The organism is Klebsiella sp. w6 (genome assembly GCF_033100215.1).
GTDB classification, from domain to species: Bacteria; Pseudomonadota; Gammaproteobacteria; order Enterobacterales; family Enterobacteriaceae; genus Klebsiella; species Klebsiella variicola.
In genome coordinates this window covers 4,254,150-4,271,715 of record NZ_CP136907.1, presented here as the reverse complement: position 1 = coordinate 4,271,715, position 17,566 = coordinate 4,254,150, and the positions used below count along the sequence as shown (strand labels likewise).

The 17,566-nt window shown below is 58.9% G+C and carries 13 protein-coding genes and 1 other annotated feature; of the genes, 8 read left to right on the top strand and 5 right to left on the bottom strand.

Annotated features, from left to right (window positions below; genetic code table 11):
• The first annotated feature begins 39 nt into the window (after positions 1 to 39).
• From dnaX to R0140_RS20935, 7 genes are all read left to right on the top strand, one after another.
• Complete coding sequence (gene dnaX, locus R0140_RS20965) at positions 40 to 1,947, top strand: DNA polymerase III subunit gamma/tau (RefSeq protein WP_012968809.1); 1,908 nt, start codon at positions 40 to 42, stop codon at positions 1,945 to 1,947.
• Positions 1,280 to 1,344: a sequence feature (DnaX frameshifting element), on the top strand. It overlaps the preceding gene by 65 nt.
• Before the next feature lie 53 nt (positions 1,948 to 2,000).
• Complete coding sequence (locus tag R0140_RS20960) at positions 2,001 to 2,333, top strand: YbaB/EbfC family nucleoid-associated protein (protein ID WP_008805448.1); 333 nt, start codon at positions 2,001 to 2,003, stop codon at positions 2,331 to 2,333.
• Complete coding sequence (gene recR / locus R0140_RS20955; RefSeq protein ID WP_008805449.1) at positions 2,333 to 2,938, top strand: recombination mediator RecR; 606 nt, start codon at positions 2,333 to 2,335, stop codon at positions 2,936 to 2,938. Before R0140_RS20960 ends, recR begins: the two co-directional genes overlap by 1 nt.
• 112 nt (positions 2,939 to 3,050) lie before the next feature.
• On the top strand, positions 3,051 to 4,925 hold the full coding sequence (gene htpG / locus R0140_RS20950) for a molecular chaperone HtpG (protein ID WP_012542661.1): 1,875 nt from the start codon (positions 3,051 to 3,053) through the stop codon (positions 4,923 to 4,925).
• A 222-nt stretch (positions 4,926 to 5,147) separates the two neighbouring features.
• Positions 5,148 to 5,792: an adenylate kinase gene (gene adk / locus R0140_RS20945; protein ID WP_002892184.1), complete on the top strand. Its 645-nt coding sequence runs from the start codon at positions 5,148 to 5,150 to the stop codon at positions 5,790 to 5,792.
• A gap of 128 nt (positions 5,793 to 5,920) precedes the next feature.
• Positions 5,921 to 6,883 (top strand): ferrochelatase, encoded by a 963-nt coding sequence (gene hemH, locus R0140_RS20940; protein ID WP_008805451.1) that lies wholly within the window; start codon positions 5,921 to 5,923, stop codon positions 6,881 to 6,883.
• A 63-nt stretch (positions 6,884 to 6,946) separates the two neighbouring features.
• Positions 6,947 to 8,251 (top strand): inosine/guanosine kinase, encoded by a 1,305-nt coding sequence (locus R0140_RS20935; protein ID WP_032739207.1) that lies wholly within the window; start codon positions 6,947 to 6,949, stop codon positions 8,249 to 8,251.
• A gap of 35 nt (positions 8,252 to 8,286) precedes the next feature.
• Here the strand turns inward: R0140_RS20935 and ybaL are convergent, their stop codons facing one another.
• A complete protein-coding gene (gene ybaL, locus R0140_RS20930) occupies positions 8,287 to 9,963 on the bottom strand; it encodes a YbaL family putative K(+) efflux transporter (protein ID WP_008805453.1) in 1,677 nt (558 codons plus the stop codon).
• Positions 9,964 to 10,188: 225 nt separating this feature from the next.
• Positions 10,189 to 11,409, bottom strand: coding sequence for an MFS transporter (locus tag R0140_RS20925; RefSeq protein WP_008805454.1), 1,221 nt, complete (start codon positions 11,407 to 11,409; stop codon positions 10,189 to 10,191).
• 269 nt (positions 11,410 to 11,678) lie between these two features.
• Between R0140_RS20925 and ushA the strand changes: the two genes are divergently transcribed.
• Positions 11,679 to 13,331 (top strand): bifunctional UDP-sugar hydrolase/5'-nucleotidase UshA, encoded by a 1,653-nt coding sequence (gene ushA, locus R0140_RS20920; protein ID WP_012542660.1) that lies wholly within the window; start codon positions 11,679 to 11,681, stop codon positions 13,329 to 13,331.
• A gap of 105 nt (positions 13,332 to 13,436) precedes the next feature.
• Here the strand turns inward: ushA and ybaK are convergent, their stop codons facing one another.
• The 3 genes from ybaK to copA form a co-directional block, all read right to left on the bottom strand.
• On the bottom strand, positions 13,437 to 13,916 hold the full coding sequence (gene ybaK, locus R0140_RS20915) for a Cys-tRNA(Pro)/Cys-tRNA(Cys) deacylase YbaK (RefSeq protein ID WP_004204728.1): 480 nt from the start codon (positions 13,914 to 13,916) through the stop codon (positions 13,437 to 13,439).
• A 201-nt stretch (positions 13,917 to 14,117) separates the two neighbouring features.
• Positions 14,118 to 14,912, bottom strand: a complete 795-nt coding sequence (locus R0140_RS20910; RefSeq protein WP_012542659.1) for a TraB/GumN family protein — start codon at positions 14,910 to 14,912, stop codon at positions 14,118 to 14,120.
• A 130-nt stretch (positions 14,913 to 15,042) separates the two neighbouring features.
• A complete protein-coding gene (gene copA / locus R0140_RS20905) occupies positions 15,043 to 17,544 on the bottom strand; it encodes a copper-exporting P-type ATPase CopA (RefSeq protein WP_032753779.1) in 2,502 nt (833 codons plus the stop codon).
• Positions 17,545 to 17,566 lie beyond the last annotated feature (22 nt).

Sequence of the window (17,566 nt, the reverse complement as noted above, 5' to 3'; positions counted from 1 at the left end):
CCTTCGTGATTTCACCTTCCAGCGTTTCAGAGCCAGCCCATGAGTTATCAGGTCTTAGCCCGTAAATGGCGCCCACAAACCTTTGCTGACGTCGTCGGCCAGGAACATGTGCTGACCGCACTGGCGAACGGCTTGTCGTTAGGGCGCATTCATCACGCTTATCTCTTTTCCGGTACCCGCGGGGTCGGTAAGACCTCCATCGCCCGTCTGCTGGCGAAAGGGTTAAACTGTGAAACCGGCATCACCGCCACCCCCTGCGGCGTGTGCGATAACTGCCGGGAAATTGAACAGGGGCGTTTTGTCGATCTGATTGAGATTGACGCCGCCTCGCGCACCAAAGTCGAAGATACCCGCGATCTGCTGGATAACGTCCAGTACGCGCCGGCCCGCGGCCGCTTTAAGGTCTATCTCATCGACGAAGTCCATATGCTGTCGCGCCACAGCTTCAACGCGTTATTAAAAACGCTGGAGGAGCCGCCGGCGCACGTCAAATTCCTGCTGGCGACGACGGATCCGCAGAAGCTGCCGGTGACGATCTTATCCCGCTGCCTGCAGTTCCATCTCAAAGCCCTGGATGTTGAACAGATCCGCCATCAGCTGGAGCATATTCTTGGCGAAGAGCAGATTGCCTTTGAGCCCCGTGCGCTGCAGCTCTTGTCGCGGGCAGCCGACGGCAGCCTGCGCGATGCCTTAAGCCTGACCGATCAGGCGATTGCCAGTGGAGAAGGACAGCTGACGGCCGCATCGGTGAGCACTATGCTCGGCACCCTTGATGACGATCAGGCGCTGTCGCTGATTGAAGCGCTGGTCGCTGCCGACGGCGAGCGGGTGATGGCGGGCGTCAATGACGCCGCCGCACGCGGCGTCGAGTGGGAGGCGCTGTTGGTGGAGATGCAGAGCCTGCTGCACCGCATCGCCATGGTACAGCTGTCGCCTTCGGCGCTGGGCGCCGATATGGCCACGGTCGAAGTGCGGATGCGCGAGCTGGCGCGAACTGTACCGCCGGGTGACGTTCAGCTTTACTACCAAACGCTGCTGATGGGCCGCAAAGAGCTGCCTTATGCGCCGGACCGGCGAATGGGCGTCGAAATGACGCTGCTCCGCGCGCTGGCGTTTCATCCGCGTAAGCCGCTGCCAGAGCCGGAAGTGCAGCCAGCACAGACCGCCGCGCCCGCGCCGCGTCAGCCGGTTGCCCCCGCTGCGCCGCCGCAGCAGCCGTCGCAGAGTTTGCCGCCGACCACCAGCCAGGTGCTGGCGGCCCGCAGCCACCTGCAGCGCAGCCAGGGAGCAACCACTCCAAAAAAGAGTGAACCGGCAGCCGCTTCCCGCGCGCGGCCGGTGAATAACGCTGCGCTGGAGCGACTGAGTTCGATTACCGAGCGCGTCCAGGCTCGTCCGGCGGCGGCTGCCCTTGAGCAGGCCCCGGCGAAGAAAGAGGCCTATCGCTGGAAGGCGACGACAGTGGTTGAAGAGGCCAAAGTCGAAGTCGCGACGCCAAAAGCGCTGAAAAAAGCGCTGGAGCATGAGAAGACGCCGGAGCTGGCGGCCAAGCTCGCCGAAGAAGCGGTCGAGCGCGACAGCTGGGCGGCGGAAGTGAGCCGGCTGGCGGTACCTAAGCTGGTCGAGCAGGTGGCGCTCAACGCGTGGAAAGAGCAGGAGGGCAGCCGCGTCTGTCTGCATCTGCGCCCCAGCCAGCGTCACCTCAATTCCACCGGCGCGCAGCAAAAGCTGGCTGAAGCGCTGGGGGTGTTGTACGGTACGCCGGTTGAATTGACCATCGTGGAAGATGATAATCCCGCGATGCGTACGCCGCTGGAGTGGCGGCAGGCTATTTATGAAGAAAAGCTCGCGCAGGCGCGCGAAGCCATTATCGCGGATAATAACATTCAGACCCTGCGTCGTTTCTTCGACGCCGATCTGGATGAAGAGAGTATCCGCCCCATTTGAACGCCAGTCTGACTGGCATTCAGTACCTTTAACGATGACTGAGAGAGAAGCCTATGTTTGGTGGAAAAGGCGGCCTGGGTAACCTGATGAAGCAGGCCCAGCAGATGCAAGACAAAATGCAGAAGATGCAGGAAGAGATCGCTCAGCTGGAAGTGACTGGCGAATCCGGCGCGGGTCTGGTGAAAGTGACCATTAACGGCGCGCACAACTGCCGCCGTGTGGAAATCGACCCAAGCCTGCTGGAAGACGACAAAGAGATGCTGGAAGATCTGGTGGCTGCCGCGTTTAACGACGCCGCGCGCCGCATTGAAGAGACCCAGAAAGAGAAGATGGCTTCCGTTTCTGCCGGTATGCAGCTGCCGCCAGGCTTCAAGATGCCGTTCTGATGCAAACCAGCCCGCTGTTAACTCAGCTTATGGAAGCGCTGCGCTGTCTGCCGGGCGTTGGCCCGAAGTCGGCGCAGCGCATGGCGTTTACCCTGCTGCAGCGCGATCGCAGCGGCGGTATGCGCCTGGCGCAGGCGCTGACGCGCGCGATGTCGGAGATCGGCCACTGCGCCGATTGCCGCACCTTCACCGAGCAGGAGGTGTGCAATATCTGCAGCAACCCGCGTCGCCAGGAAAACGGCCAGATCTGCGTGGTGGAGAGTCCGGCGGACATCCACGCCATCGAGCAGACCGGGCAGTATTCCGGCCGCTACTTCGTGCTGATGGGGCACCTGTCGCCGCTCGACGGCATCGGGCCAGATGACATCGGGCTCGATCGCCTTGAACAACGGCTGGAAGCGGAGTCGATCACCGAGGTGATCCTTGCCACTAACCCGACCGTTGAGGGTGAGGCGACGGCCAACTACATCGCGGAGCTGTGCGCGCAGTATGGCGTTGATGCCAGCCGCATCGCCCACGGCGTGCCGGTGGGCGGCGAGCTGGAAATGGTCGACGGCACCACGCTGTCCCACTCGCTGGCCGGTCGTCACAAGATTACTTTCTGAACAAATGGAGGCGGCCAGCGCCGCCTCCGCTTGAAAAATTTCCCCGCAGTCCCCATCTCCCACTCAACGGTTTTTTACCCCATTTAAAATGGCATTGTTGAGGTTGAATCAGATGAAAGGACAAGAAACTCGTGGTTTTCAGTCAGAGGTAAAGCAACTTCTGCACCTGATGATCCATTCCCTCTATTCCAACAAAGAAATCTTTCTGCGTGAGCTGATTTCCAACGCCTCTGATGCGGCCGATAAGCTGCGTTTCCGCGCGCTGTCGCAGCCGGATTTGTATGAGGGCGATGGCGAGTTGCGCGTACGGGTTTCGTTTGATAAAGACAACCGCACCCTGACCATCGCCGATAACGGTATCGGCATGAACCGGGAAGAGGTTATCGATCATCTCGGCACTATCGCCAAATCCGGCACCAAAGCGTTTCTGGAATCGATGGGTTCCGACCAGGCGAAAGACAGCCAGCTGATCGGCCAGTTCGGCGTCGGCTTCTACTCTGCCTTCATCGTGGCGGATAAAGTGACCGTGCGTACCCGTGCGGCGGGCGATAAACCTGAGAACGGCGTGTTCTGGGAATCCGCCGGCGAAGGGGAATATACCGTTGCCGACATCACCAAGGCCGATCGCGGCACCGAAATCACCCTGCATCTGCGTGAAGGCGAAGACGATTTCCTCAACGACTGGCGCGTGCGCTCCATCATCAGCAAGTATTCCGACCATATCGCGCTGCCGGTTGAGATTGAAAAGCAGGAAGAGAAAGACGGCGAAACCGTGATTTCGTGGGAAAAAATCAACAAGGCGCAGGCCCTGTGGACCCGCAGCAAGTCCGAAGTGAACGACGACGAATACAAAGAGTTCTACAAGCATATCGCTCACGACTATAGCGACCCGCTGACCTGGAGCCACAACCGCGTGGAAGGTAAGCAGGAGTACACCAGCCTGCTATATATCCCGTCGCAGGCGCCGTGGGATATGTGGAACCGCGATCATAAACACGGCCTGAAGCTGTACGTGCAGCGTGTGTTCATTATGGACGACGCCGAGCAGTTTATGCCGAACTACCTGCGCTTCGTGCGCGGCCTGATCGACTCCAACGATCTGCCGCTGAACGTCTCCCGTGAAATCCTGCAGGACAGCAGCGTGACCCGCAACCTGCGTACCGCGCTGACCAAACGCGCGCTGCAGATGCTGGATAAGCTGGCGAAAGACGACGCTGAAAAATATCAAACCTTCTGGAAACAGTTCGGCCTGGTGCTGAAAGAGGGCCCGGCGGAAGATCCGAGCAACCAGGAAGCGATCGCCAAACTGCTGCGTTTCGCGACGACGCATACCGACTCCTCCGCGCAGACCGTGTCGCTGGAAGAGTATGTCTCGCGGATGAAAGAAGGCCAGGAGAAGATCTACTACATCACTGCCGACAGCTATGCGGCGGCGAAGAGCAGCCCGCACCTCGAACTGCTGCGTAAGAAAGGGATTGAAGTTCTGCTGCTCTCCGATCGCATCGACGAGTGGATGATGAGCTACCTGACCGAGTTCGACGGCAAAGCGTTCCAGTCGGTGGCGAAAGCCGACGAGTCGCTGGACAAGCTGGCGGATGAAGTGGACGAGTCCACCAAAGAAGCTGAAAAAGCGCTGGAGCCGTTCGTTGAGCGTGTGAAAAACCTGCTTGGCGACCGGGTGAAAGAGGTGCGTCTGACCCATCGTCTGACCGACACCCCGGCGATTGTCACTACCGATGCCGATGAGATGAGCACGCAGATGGCGAAGCTGTTCGCGGCAGCGGGCCAGGCGGCACCGGAAGTGAAATACATCTTCGAACTGAACCCGGCGCATCAGCTGGTGAAACGCGCCGCCGATACCCAGGATGACGCCCAGTTCGGCGAATGGGTGGAACTGCTGCTGGATCAGGCGCTGCTGGCCGAGCGCGGCACGCTGGAAGATCCGAACCAGTTTATCCGTCGTATGAACCAGCTGCTGGCTTCCTGACGCGAAGCTGAACGAGTAGCCCGGCCGAGCGACGCGACGCCGGAAACGGAATAAATGCCCCGTCTGAGCAATTTGCTCCGGCGGGGCATTTCACATTGGATTGCATAAAATATCTCACCATTAACCGTTTCAGCCGCACCGCCTTCCTTGAGCCATCGCCGTTCTGGTGGTATGGTTTAGCGTTTTTGAAAAATTGAATCGACTTTTGAGGGGATTTTCGTAATGCGTATTATTCTGCTTGGCGCTCCGGGCGCGGGTAAAGGAACTCAGGCTCAGTTCATCATGGAGAAATACGGTATTCCGCAAATCTCCACCGGCGATATGCTGCGCGCGGCGGTAAAATCCGGCTCTGAGCTCGGTAAGCAAGCGAAAGACATTATGGACGCCGGCAAGCTGGTGACCGATGAGCTGGTCATCGCGCTGGTGAAAGAGCGTATCGCCCAGGAAGATTGCCGTAACGGTTTCCTGCTGGACGGCTTCCCGCGCACCATTCCGCAGGCTGACGCCATGAAAGAAGCGGGTATTACCGTTGATTACGTGCTGGAATTCGACGTGCCGGACGAACTGATCGTCGACCGCATCGTTGGCCGTCGCGTTCACGCGGCATCCGGTCGCGTATACCACATCAAATTCAATCCGCCGAAGGTGGAAGGCAAAGACGACGTGACCGGCGAAGAGCTGACCACCCGTAAAGACGACCAGGAAGAGACCGTGCGTAAGCGCCTGGTGGAATACCATCAGATGACAGCACCGCTGATCGGCTACTACACCAAAGAAGCGCAGGCGGGCAACACCAAATATGCCAAAGTCGACGGCACCAAAGCGGTAGCTGACGTGCGCGCTGAACTGGAAAAAATCCTCGGCTGATAAAGCCTTTTCTCATCCTGCTGCCGCAGGATGAGAACTCCTCTCATTTCTACCTTTTGCTATGATTGGTTCCGTTTAGCGCCATTTCAGCTACAATTGGCTGCGATTCAAATGGTTAAGAGGCGGTAATGCATCAGACGAAAACAGGTATCTTGCTGGCCAATTTAGGCACTCCCGATGCGCCCACCCCCGGTGCGGTGAAGCGCTATCTGCGACAATTCCTCAGCGACAAACGGGTGGTGGATACATCTCGTCTGCTATGGTGGCCGCTGCTGCGTGGCGTCATACTGCCGATTCGCTCCCCGCGCGTGGCGAAGCTCTATCAGTCCGTGTGGATGGAGGAGGGATCGCCGCTGATGGTATACAGCCGTCGCCAGCAGCAGGCGCTGGCCGCCAGGCTGCCGGATACGCCGGTGGCGCTGGGCATGAGCTATGGTTCGCCGTCGCTGGCCAGCGCGGTGGATGATTTACTGGCGCAGGGGGTGGGACACATCGTGGTGCTGCCGCTGTACCCACAATATTCCTGTTCGACGGTGGCCGCCGTCTGGGATGAGCTGGCGCGGATCCTTGCGAAAAAGCGCGCTATTCCGGGTATCTCGTTTATTCGCGACTATGCCGATCACCCGGACTATATCCATGCGCTGGCGGCCAGCGTGCGCGCCTCCTTCGCGGTGCACGGGGAACCCGATCTGCTGCTGCTCTCCTACCATGGGATCCCGCAGCGCTATGCCAACCAGGGCGATGATTATCCCCAGCGCTGTCGCGATACCACGCGGGAACTGGTTTCCGCGCTGGGGCTGCCGCCGGAGCGGGTGATGATGACCTTCCAGTCGCGCTTTGGCCGGGAACCCTGGCTGACGCCTTACACCGATGAGACGCTGAAGATGCTTGGCGAGCAGGGGACGAAGCATATTCAGGTGCTGTGCCCGGGGTTTGCCGCTGACTGTCTCGAAACGCTGGAAGAGATTGCCGTTCAGAACCGGGAAGTTTTCCTCGAAGCGGGTGGCGAGCAGTATGAATATATTCCGGCGCTAAATGCGGATGTGGCGCATATTGAGATGATGGTCAACCTGACGGCGCCTTATCGCTGATCGCGCGCAGGGCGGGGAATATGCTACTATTTCCCGCTTGTTCCCTGTTATTTAAGCGCCACTATGAAATTTCCCGGTAAACGCAAATCCAAACACTATTTTCCCGTCAACGCCCGCGACCCGCTGCTGCAGCAAATTCAGCCGGAGAATGAATCCAGCGTCTCCTGGGTGGTCGGTATCGACCAGACGCTGGTGGATATCGAAGCGAAAGTGGATGAAGCGTTTATCGTACGCTATGGTCTGAGCGCGGGCCACTCGCTGGTGATTGAAGATGACGTCGCCGAGGCGCTGTACCAGGAGCTGGTACGCAATAATCTCATTACCCATCAGTTTGCCGGCGGCACCATCGGCAATACCATGCATAACTACTCGGTGCTGGCGGACGATCGCTCGGTGCTGCTTGGCGTGATGTGCAGCAATATCGACATCGGCGGCTATGCCTATCGCTACCTGTGCAATACCTCCAGCCGCACCGATCTGAACTATCTGCAGGGCGTCGACGGCGCCATTGGCCGCTGTTTTACCCTGATCAGCGACAGCGGCGAGCGCACCTTCGCCATCAGCCCGGGTCACATGAACAAGCTGCGCCCGGAAAGCATTCCGGAAGCGGTGATCGCCGGCGCCTCGGCGCTGGTGCTCACCTCCTACCTGGTACGCTGCAAGCCGGGCGAGCCGATGCCAGACGCCACGATGAAAGCCATCGAGTACGCCAAAAAGCATGATGTTCCGGTGGTGTTAACTCTCGGAACTAAATACGTGATTGCCGATAACCCGGCGTGGTGGCAGCAGTTCCTGCAGGAGCATGTCTCGATTCTGGCGATGAATGAAGAAGAAGGGGAAGCCCTGACCGGTTTTGCCGATCCGCTGTCGGCGGCGGATAAAGCGCTGGACTGGGTCGACCTGGTGCTGTGCACTGCCGGTCCGGCGGGCCTGTATATGGCGGGCTTTACCGAAGAAGAGGCGAAGCGGAAAACCCAGCATCGGCTGCTGCCGGGGGCGATCCCGGAGTTTAACCAGTTTGAATTCAGCCGTGCGATGCGCCACCAGGATTGCGTTAATCCGCTGCGTATCTATTCACATATCGCCCCGTATATGGGCGGGCCTGAAAAAATCATGAATACCAACGGCGCTGGCGATGGCGCCCTGGCGGCGCTGCTGCATGACATCACCGCCAATAACTACCACCGCAATAACGTGCCCAACTCCAGCAAGCACAAATGCAAATGGCTGACCTACTCCTCACTGGCGCAGGTGTGTAAATATGCCAACCGCGTGAGCTATCAGGTACTGAACCAGCACTCGCCGCGTTTAACCCGCGGCCTGCCGGAGCGTGAGGACAGCCTGGAAGAGGCGTACTGGGATCGGTAAGCGCGGCCCTCTCCCGACGGGGAGAGGGCAGTACATCAGCCGGTGACCACTTCACCGGCCGGTGGCGTTTCCAAAAGCTGCAGCATGGCGCGGGCAATTTCCCGCTCGCCCATCACCACCTGATTAGCCCCGCGATCGATAATGTAGTCCACTTCATCATCGTAATGGGCGCGGGCGATGATCTCGATATTCGGGCATTTTTCCCGTGCGGAAGCGACAATCTCTCCGGCCTCGTAGCCGTTGGGGATAGTCAGCAGCAGCCAGCGGGCGCAGTCGAGATGCGCCAGTTCCATGATCTCTTCATTGGCGGCATTACCCAGCACCGCGCTGATCCCGCGCTCGCGTAACTCATCCACGCGGGTACGCGAGGTTTCAACCACCACCAGCGGGATCCCCTGGGCCATCAGCTTCTCGCCCAGCAGACTGCCGACGCGGCCGAAGCCAACCAGCAGCGCGTGGTTACAGATATCGACTGGCACCTGTTTCTCATCTTCCAGCACCTCTTCCAGCGTCTGCTCGTCGAGGGTTTCGGTTTTATCGAGATATTTTTCCAGCAGGGTAAACAGCACCGGGTTGAGCATAATCGAGATGATCGCCCCGGCCAGCACCAGGTTTTGTCCAGCCTGCGGCAGCAGGTTAAGCGCCATCCCCAGGCCGGCGAGAATAAAGGCAAACTCACCAATCTGCGCCAGGCTGGCGGCAATGGTCAATGCGGTACGCGGCGAATGACCAAACATACGCACGAGGAAAAAGGCGGCGGCGGATTTACCAAAGATAATAATCGCCAGTGTCGCCAGCACCGCCAGCGGCTGCTGCACCAGCACCATCGGGTCAAACAGCATGCCGACGGAGACAAAGAACAGCACCGCGAAGGCGTCGCGCAGCGGCAGGGTGTCATGGGCGGCGCGGTGGCTCAGCTCAGATTCGTTAAGCACCATGCCGGCGAAGAAGGCGCCAAGGGCGAAGGAGACATCAAACAGCTCCACGGCGCCGAAGGCGATGCCCAGCGCCAGGGCCAGCACCGACAGGGTGAACAGCTCGCGTGATCCGGTGGCGGCGCTGCGCGACATGATCCACGGCACCAACCGGCGACCGACCAGCATCATGATGGCGATAAAGGCCACCACTTTACCAATGGTGATCCCGAGGTCGAGGGCGAGAGAGGCGAAGCCAACGTCACCTTTCTCCGTCATCCCGGCAATCGCTGGCAGCAGGACCAGCGTCAGGACCATCACCAGGTCTTCTACAATCAGCCAGCCAATGGCAATCTGCCCGCGCTGACTGTCAATAAGCTGTCGCTCCTCGAGGGCACGCAGTAGCACCACGGTACTGGCGGTGGAGAGACACAGGCCAAAGACGATGCCGGTCATCAGCGACCAGCCAAGGGCGGCGGAAAGTGCCATACCCAGCAGCGTCGCCACGGCTATCTGGGCGATGGCCCCGGGAATGGCGATCGACTTTACCGCCATCAGATCTTTCAGGGAAAAATGCAGCCCGACGCCGAACATCAGCAGGATCACGCCGAGTTCTGCCAGTTCAGGAGCCAGTTTGGTATCAGCAACAAAGCCTGGGGTGAAAGGTCCGGCCAGCACGCCCGCTAAGAGATATCCCACCAGAGGAGAAATACGTAGCTTATTGGCAATCATGCCGAGAATAAAGGCGAGCACGAGGCCGCCGACAATGGTGGTGATAAGCGGTGTTGCGTGGTGCATTCCGTCTCCTTTCCAGTGGTGTATCGGTCCATTTTGCTACCCTATCCGGGTAATAGTTTATGACAAAAACGTTCACTTTGTTTATGAATAATTCTTGAATTGTGCAAAAAAATGGAATTAACCGGCCAAAAGGCACAGAAGGGAAAATCGCGGAGGGAATGCGCGCATCAGGCTGATGGCGCAAGGGATAACGGCGGCCAGCGTTGCACTTTGGCCGCCGGATAATCAGGCTTTTTGCCGGTTATCAGGAAGAAATATCGTCAGGAAACCCAGCAGCGGCAGGAAGGCACAGATTTTATACACCAGATCGATACTGGTATGGTCCGCCAGCAGGCCCAGCACCGCGGCGCCAAGGCCACCCATGCCAAAGGCGAAGCCGAAGAACAGGCCAGAAACCATGCCGATTCGACCCGGCAGCAGCTCCTGCGCATAGACCAGGATAGCGGAAAAGGCCGAGGCGAGGATAAAACCAATAATCACCGTTAAAATCCCCGTCCATTCAAGGCTGGCGTAGGGTAAAACGAGGGTAAACGGCGCCACACCGAGGATAGAGCCCCAAATCACATATTTACGTCCAATTTTATCGCCAACTGGCCCGCCGATTACCGTCCCGGCGGCAACCGCGAACAGGAAGGCAAACAGATGAAGCTGGGCATTTTGCACCGATAATCCGAACTTATGCATCAGATAAAAGGTGTAATAGCTGCTAATGCTCGCCATATAGAAATATTTCGAGAAAATCAGCATCAGCAGAATACCTACCGCCAGAATCACCTTATTGCGCGGCAGCGGATTAACGATCAGCGGCTTCGGTTTGCCTTTATTCATCCGGTGCTGCGCGGCATACCAGCGGCTGATTTGCGACAGCACCACAATAGCCAGCAGGGCGGCCAGCACGAACCAGGCGACGTTGCCTTTGCCATAGGGAGCGATAATCACCGCCGCCAGCAATGGACCAAGCGAGCTGCCGAAGTTGCCGCCGACCTGGAACAGCGACTGGGCCAGGCCGTGACGGCCGCCAGAGGCCATCCGCGCCACGCGGGATGATTCCGGATGGAAAACCGAGGAGCCGGTACCCACCAGCGCGGCAGCCAGCAGCACCATGCCGAAACTCCCGGCCAGCGCCAGCAGAATCAAACCGCAGAGGGTGAAGCACATGCCCACCGGCAGGGACCACGGCATTGAGCGCTTATCGGTGATGTAACCAATCACCGGCTGGAATAGCGATGAGGTCAGCTGGAAGGTGAGGGTGATCATCCCGATCTGCACGAAGGTAAGGGAGAACTCCGCCTGCAGCAGCGGGTAAATCGCCAGGATGAGCGACTGGATCATATCGTTAAGCAAATGGGACAGGCTGATCGCGCCTAAGATGCCAAACGAGGTGCGTGCTTTTTGCGGCGGCGCAGCGGGGCCGGACAGGGGTTGAGCGGTCTGATTGATTGCCATAGGTTCACGTCACTTTTTTATATAGCTTTCGTCATTTTTACGCCATGGCGACGACCCTGATTTTCCCGGCTACTACATGGGAAATATAACCAACGGGCTGACGCAATGCCATACAACGCGAAGGCGTATAGAGGATGCAGGTGGAATTATTATCCGACTAACATACCTGTCCTTAGGGGTTGAAGGAAGTCGCAATTCTGAAAACATATTTGTCAACGCGACTAACTCGCTATACTTTCGGCACTTGGGATTAAGTCAGGGAGTGAAGCATGCAGTATTTTAAACATCGCGTAGCGCTGGCGTTATTTGCCGCCTTATCGCTGGGCAGCCTGTCCGCACAGGCCTATGAGCAGGATAAAACCTATAAAATTACCATCCTGCACACCAACGATCATCACGGCCATTTCTGGCGCAATGACTACGGCGAATATGGTCTGGCGGCGCAGAAAACGTTGGTCGATGGCATCCGGAAAGAAGTGGCGGCGGAAGGGGGGAGCGTCCTGCTGTTATCCGGCGGCGATATTAATACCGGCGTGCCGGAGTCTGATTTACAGGATGCAGAGCCCGATTTTCGCGGCATGAACCTGATCGGCTACGACGCAATGGCGGTGGGTAACCATGAATTTGATAATCCGCTGAGCGTGCTGCGCCAGCAGGAAAAGTGGGCTAAGTTCCCGTTCCTGTCGGCCAATATTTATCAGAAAAGCACCGGCGAACGGCTGTTCAAACCCTGGGCGCTGTTTAAGCGCGGCGGGCTGAAAATCGCGGTGATTGGCTTAACCACCGACGATACGGCCAAGATTGGCAATCCGGAATATTTCACCGATATCGAATTCCGCAAACCGGCGGAAGAGGCGAAGCTGGTGATCCAGGAGCTGCAGCAGAATGAAAAGCCGGACGTGATCCTGGCCACCACCCATATGGGCCATTACGACAATGGCAACCACGGCTCTAACGCGCCGGGCGACGTTGAAATGGCGCGGAGTTTACCTGCGGGATCGCTGGCGATGATCGTCGGCGGTCACTCGCAGGATCCGGTATGCATGGCGTCGGAAAATAAAAAGCAGGTCGATTATGTGCCAGGCACCCCGTGCGCGCCGGATCGTCAGAACGGCATCTGGATCGTCCAGGCGCATGAGTGGGGCAAATACGTCGGCCGCGCCGATTTTGAGTTCCGCAACGGCGAGATGAAGCTGGTGCATTATCAGTTGATCCCGGTGAACCTGAAGAAAAAAGTGACTTACGATAACGGCCAAAGCGAGCGGGTGCTGTATACGCCGCAGATCGCAGAGAACCCGCAGATGATGTCGCTGCTGACGCCGTTCCAGAACAAAGGCAAAGCGCAACTGCAGGTCAAAATCGGTAGCGTGAATGGTCATCTGGAGGGCGACCGCAGTAAAGTGCGCTTTGTGCAGACCAATATGGGTCACCTGCTGCTGGCGGCGCAAATGGCGCGCAGCAACGCGGATTTCGCGGTGATGAGCGGCGGTGGGATCCGCGACTCCATCGAGGCGGGCGATATCACCTACAAGGATGTGATGAAGGTCCAGCCGTTCGGCAATGTGCTGACCTATGTCGATATGAGCGGCAAGGAAGTGGTGGATTACCTGACCGCCGTCGCGCAGATGAAGCCGGATTCCGGCGCCTATCCGCAGTTTGCTAACGTCAGCTTCGTGGCCAAAGATGGCAAACTGAACGATCTGAAAATCAAAGGCGAACCGGTGGATCCGGCGAAGACCTACCGAATGGCGACGCTGAGCTTTAACGCCACCGGCGGCGATGGCTATCCGAACATCGCCGATAAACCCGGGTATGTGAATACCGGCTTTATCGATGCCGAAGTGCTGAAAGAGTATATCGAGAAGAACTCGCCGCTGGATGCCGCCGCCTATGAGCCGAAAGGCGAGGTGAGCTGGCAGTAAGCCTGGGCTTCAGGTTGGCTATTTCCCCGGTGGCGCTGCGCTTACCGGGGCTACGAGTTGGGTATCCTGGATAAGGCGCGTGCGCCGCTATCCGGGATAGTGCCATCAATCGCGGCGGGCGATATCGGCGAACTTCGCGTCCAGAAGCTGCGCCAGATCGCTGGCCGCCAGCTCAATATCCAGACCGCGTTTGCCGCCGGAAATATAGATGGTGGCAAATTCCTGCGCCGGAGCGTCAATCACCGTCGGCAGGCGCTTCTTCTGCCCCAGCGGACTGATACCGCCCACCAGATAGCCGGTGATACGCTGCGCCACCATCGGGTCGGCCATGTCGACTTTCTTGGCGCCCAGCGCTTTCGCCACTTTCTTCAAATCCAGCTGCCCGGCGACCGGGGTGACGGCGACCGCCAGATGCTTCATATCGCCGTTAACGGCGACCAGCAGGGTCTTGTAAACCTGGTCGGCATTGAGGCCGAGCTTGCGCACCACTTCATCTCCGAAGTTGGTCTCATTGGGATCGTGATCGTAACTGTGGATCTGAAAGGGGATTTTGTTTTTTTCGAGTAATTTAACGGCGGGAGTCATAGCTATCCTTCTTACCAACCGGTTTTGCGTGACGTCAGAATACGCCCGCAGGTTGTCTAAAAAATAGTACCATCTTGCGCAATAGTGTTGGCAGTGATGGTCACTTTGAGCGACAATCAGACGATCCGGGATGCAAATCCCGGGATAATAATAATGATGAAATTCCTCTTTGACGGGCCAATAGCAATATTGGCCATTTTTTTAGGTCAGCATATCCGGCAGATTCCCTTCGCCATACAGGTGCAGCGCGCCGACGGCAACCACGTAGCGCCCCGGCGGCAAGGCCAGCAGCGTCTCGCGCCAGGCGAGATTGCGCTGGTGCATCAGCACATCATACAAAGACTGACTAAAGGTCGTCGGCAGCGATACCGCGCCGCGCGATGGCGGTTGCTCCAGCCACCAGCCGATCATCACCTGTAGCAGGCGGGCATTGGTCCGCCAGTGGCTCAGCGTATCCTCCAGCAGCGCCATCCCCCCGTCGGGCAGATCGCGCAGCAGCGCGATTTGGCTGTCGGCGCCTTCCAGCTCCATCACCGTTATGTTGCTCTCGCGGGCGGCCATCAGCAACTGATAATCGATGCCGTAATCCGGTCGCAGTCCCAGCTTCTGCGCCTGGGTGGCTTGTAGCACCATCGCCACCTGCCACAGCGGCTGGCTGTCGAACAGCCCGACCGACAGGCCCAGCTCGCCGGCTCGCGCCTCTAGCTCACTCAACTGCGCATCGCTCAGACGTTCTGCCAGCGGCGGGTAAGAGGGAAGGTTGCTAAACGGGGTTTCATTGCCGCTGATATCGGCCTCGACGATTAACGCATCGGCCTGGCGTATTTTTTTCAGAAGCTTCGCCGGCGGCGGCGCCATGTCGCGGGTGCCCATATGGATGCTGCCGACGAGGTGCAAATAGCGTTCGCCGGGCAGAACGATATCCATCGCAGGCCAGGAATAAGACGAGCCGACGGCGGCTCGCCACAGCATTTTTATCCGGTTTAACAGGCCCATACGCGCTCCGAAGTGTGAGGACTTCATGCTAGCGCATATGGTGATACACGTCACCCTTCCGGCGGGCTTTTCTTGTGTCAGCAAAAAACGGGCGCCGAACAACGTCGGCGCCCGTTTCATCTGACGGCGTTTACTCTTTTGGTTTAAAGCGCAGCAGGCGGTTGGCGTTACTCACCACGGTGATCGACGACAGCGCCATCGCCGCGCCAGCGACCACCGGGTTGAGCAGGGTGCCGGTCAGCGGCCAGAGGATCCCGGCGGCAATCGGGATGCCCAGCGAGTTGTAGACAAACGCGCCCAGCAGGTTCTGTTTCATATTGCGTAAGGTCGCTTTCGAAATCGCCAGCGCATCGGCCACGCCGTGAAGACTATGGCGCATCAGGGTGATCGCCGCGGTTTCAATAGCGACATCGCTGCCGCCGCCCATGGCGATCCCGACATCCGCCTGGGCCAGCGCCGGAGCGTCGTTAATGCCGTCGCCAACCATCGCCACTTTGTGCCCCTGGCTCTGCAGTCGTTTAATGGCATCGGCTTTACCGTCCGGCAGCACGCCGGCGATCACTTCATCAATGCCGGCTTCTTTGGCGATGGCCTTCGCGGTGGTGGGATTATCCCCGGTAAGCATCACCAGCCGGTAGCCCTGCCGATGCAGGCGGGCCAGGGCGTCGACGCTGTCTTCGCGCAGCGGGTCACGGATGGCGAACAGCGCGGCCGCCTGACCATCCACCGCCAGCAGCACCGGCGTGGCGCCGCGCGAGGCCTGCGCCGTCATCTCGCTTTCTATGTCGGCGGTATTGATATGCTGCTCGTTGAGCAGCGCCTGGTTGCCGAGCAGCAGGCGATGACCTTCCGCTTCGCCGCTGACGCCAAGGCCGCGCAGGGTGCGGAAGCCGCTCACTTCCGGCAATGAGCTGTCGGCGGCTTTATCAAGGATCGCTCGCGCCAGCGGGTGGCTCGAACCCTGCTCCAGCGCGGCGGCAAGACGCAGCGCGGTATGCTCATCAACGCCAGCGAAAGTTTTCACCGCCACCACCTGCGGCTTGCCTTCAGTCAGGGTGCCGGTTTTATCGAACACCAGGGTGTCGAGCTCGCTGGCGCGCTGCAGGGCATCGGCGTCGCGTACCAGCACACCATACTCTGCCGCCCGGCCAACACCGGAAATAATCGACATCGGCGTCGCCAGGCCTAACGCGCATGGACAGGCGATAATCAGTACCGTGGTGGCAATGACCAGGGTATAGACGATCTGCGGCGCCGGGCCGAAGAAGTACCAGATCGCGGCGCTGATCAGCGCAATGGCGACTACCGCCGGAACAAATACGGCGGAGATTTTATCCGCCAGCTGGCCGATCTCCGGCTTGCTGCTCTGCGCCTGGCGCACCATACGGATAATTCTTGCCAGCGTGGTCTGGCTGCCGACGGCGCTGGCGGTGAACAGCACGCTGCCGTCCTGCACCACGGTGCCGGCGTGAATGGCATCGCCATCGCCTTTTTGCTGCGGCACCGGTTCGCCGGTGAGCATCGCTTCATCAAACCAGGCTTCGCCCTGGCTTATCACGCCGTCAACCGGAACGCGGTCGCCGGTGGTCAGGCGCAGCGTCATACCCGCCTGAACTTCCGCGAGCGGCAGATCCTTTTCCCCCTCAGGGGTCACCACGTGGGCTGAAGGCGGCGTCAGATCGAGCAGTTTCTCCAGCGCTTTCGAGGAGCGCTGGCGGGCGCGGGCCTCCAGCATATGGCCGAGGTTAATCAGGCCGATAATCATCGCGCTGGCTTCGTAATACAGATGCCGGGCTTCCATCGGAAACCACTGCGGCCACAGGTTGACGCTCATCGAGTACAGCCAGGCGACGCCGGTGCCGAGCGCCACGAGCGTATCCATGGTGGCGGTGCCATTTTTCAGGCTTTTCCACGCGCTGCGGTAGAAGTGGCCGCCGGCAAAGACCATGACGGCGAGGGTGATAAGACCGATGACCAGCCACAGCGAACGGTTGTCGTCGCTGACCATCATGTTATCGCCGATCATCCCCCAGACCATCACCGGCACGCCGACCAGCAGGGCGACAATCGCCTGCCAGCGAAAACGCTTCATCGTAGCAATAGCGGTTTCCTGCTGGCGTTCGCGGCGTTGCAGATCGTCTTCGATCGCCTCCGCGCCATAGCCGGCTTTCTCCACCGCCTGCACTAATTCTGCGGCGGACGCACTGCCCATCACCAGCGCCGTGCGTTCCGCCAGGTTAACCCGCGCCTGTGAGACGCCCGGCACCGCGGCAAGCGCGTTTTGTACCCGGGAGACGCAGCTGGCGCAGCTCATGCCGTTGATCAGCAGCTGTTGACTGTCATCTTCGTCATGGGCTGCCGGAAGCTCAGGAGTGGCCGCTGTCAGTGCTTCCGACGGGATTGATGATTCTGCCAGCGGTTTAGCCTTTGGGTGGCTGAGCTCCGCGCCGTATCCGGCTTGTTTCACAGTTTCAATCAGCGCTTGCGCGCTGGCGCTGCCCGTGACATGGGCTTCAGTGAGGGTCACCTCTGCTTGCTCAACGTCAGGACGCTGTTCCAGACTCTCTTTCACGCGTTTGACGCAGTGGCCGCAGGAGAGGCCATCCAGCGTCAGGTCGATAGTGTTAGACATACAAAAACTCCTGAATAATTTT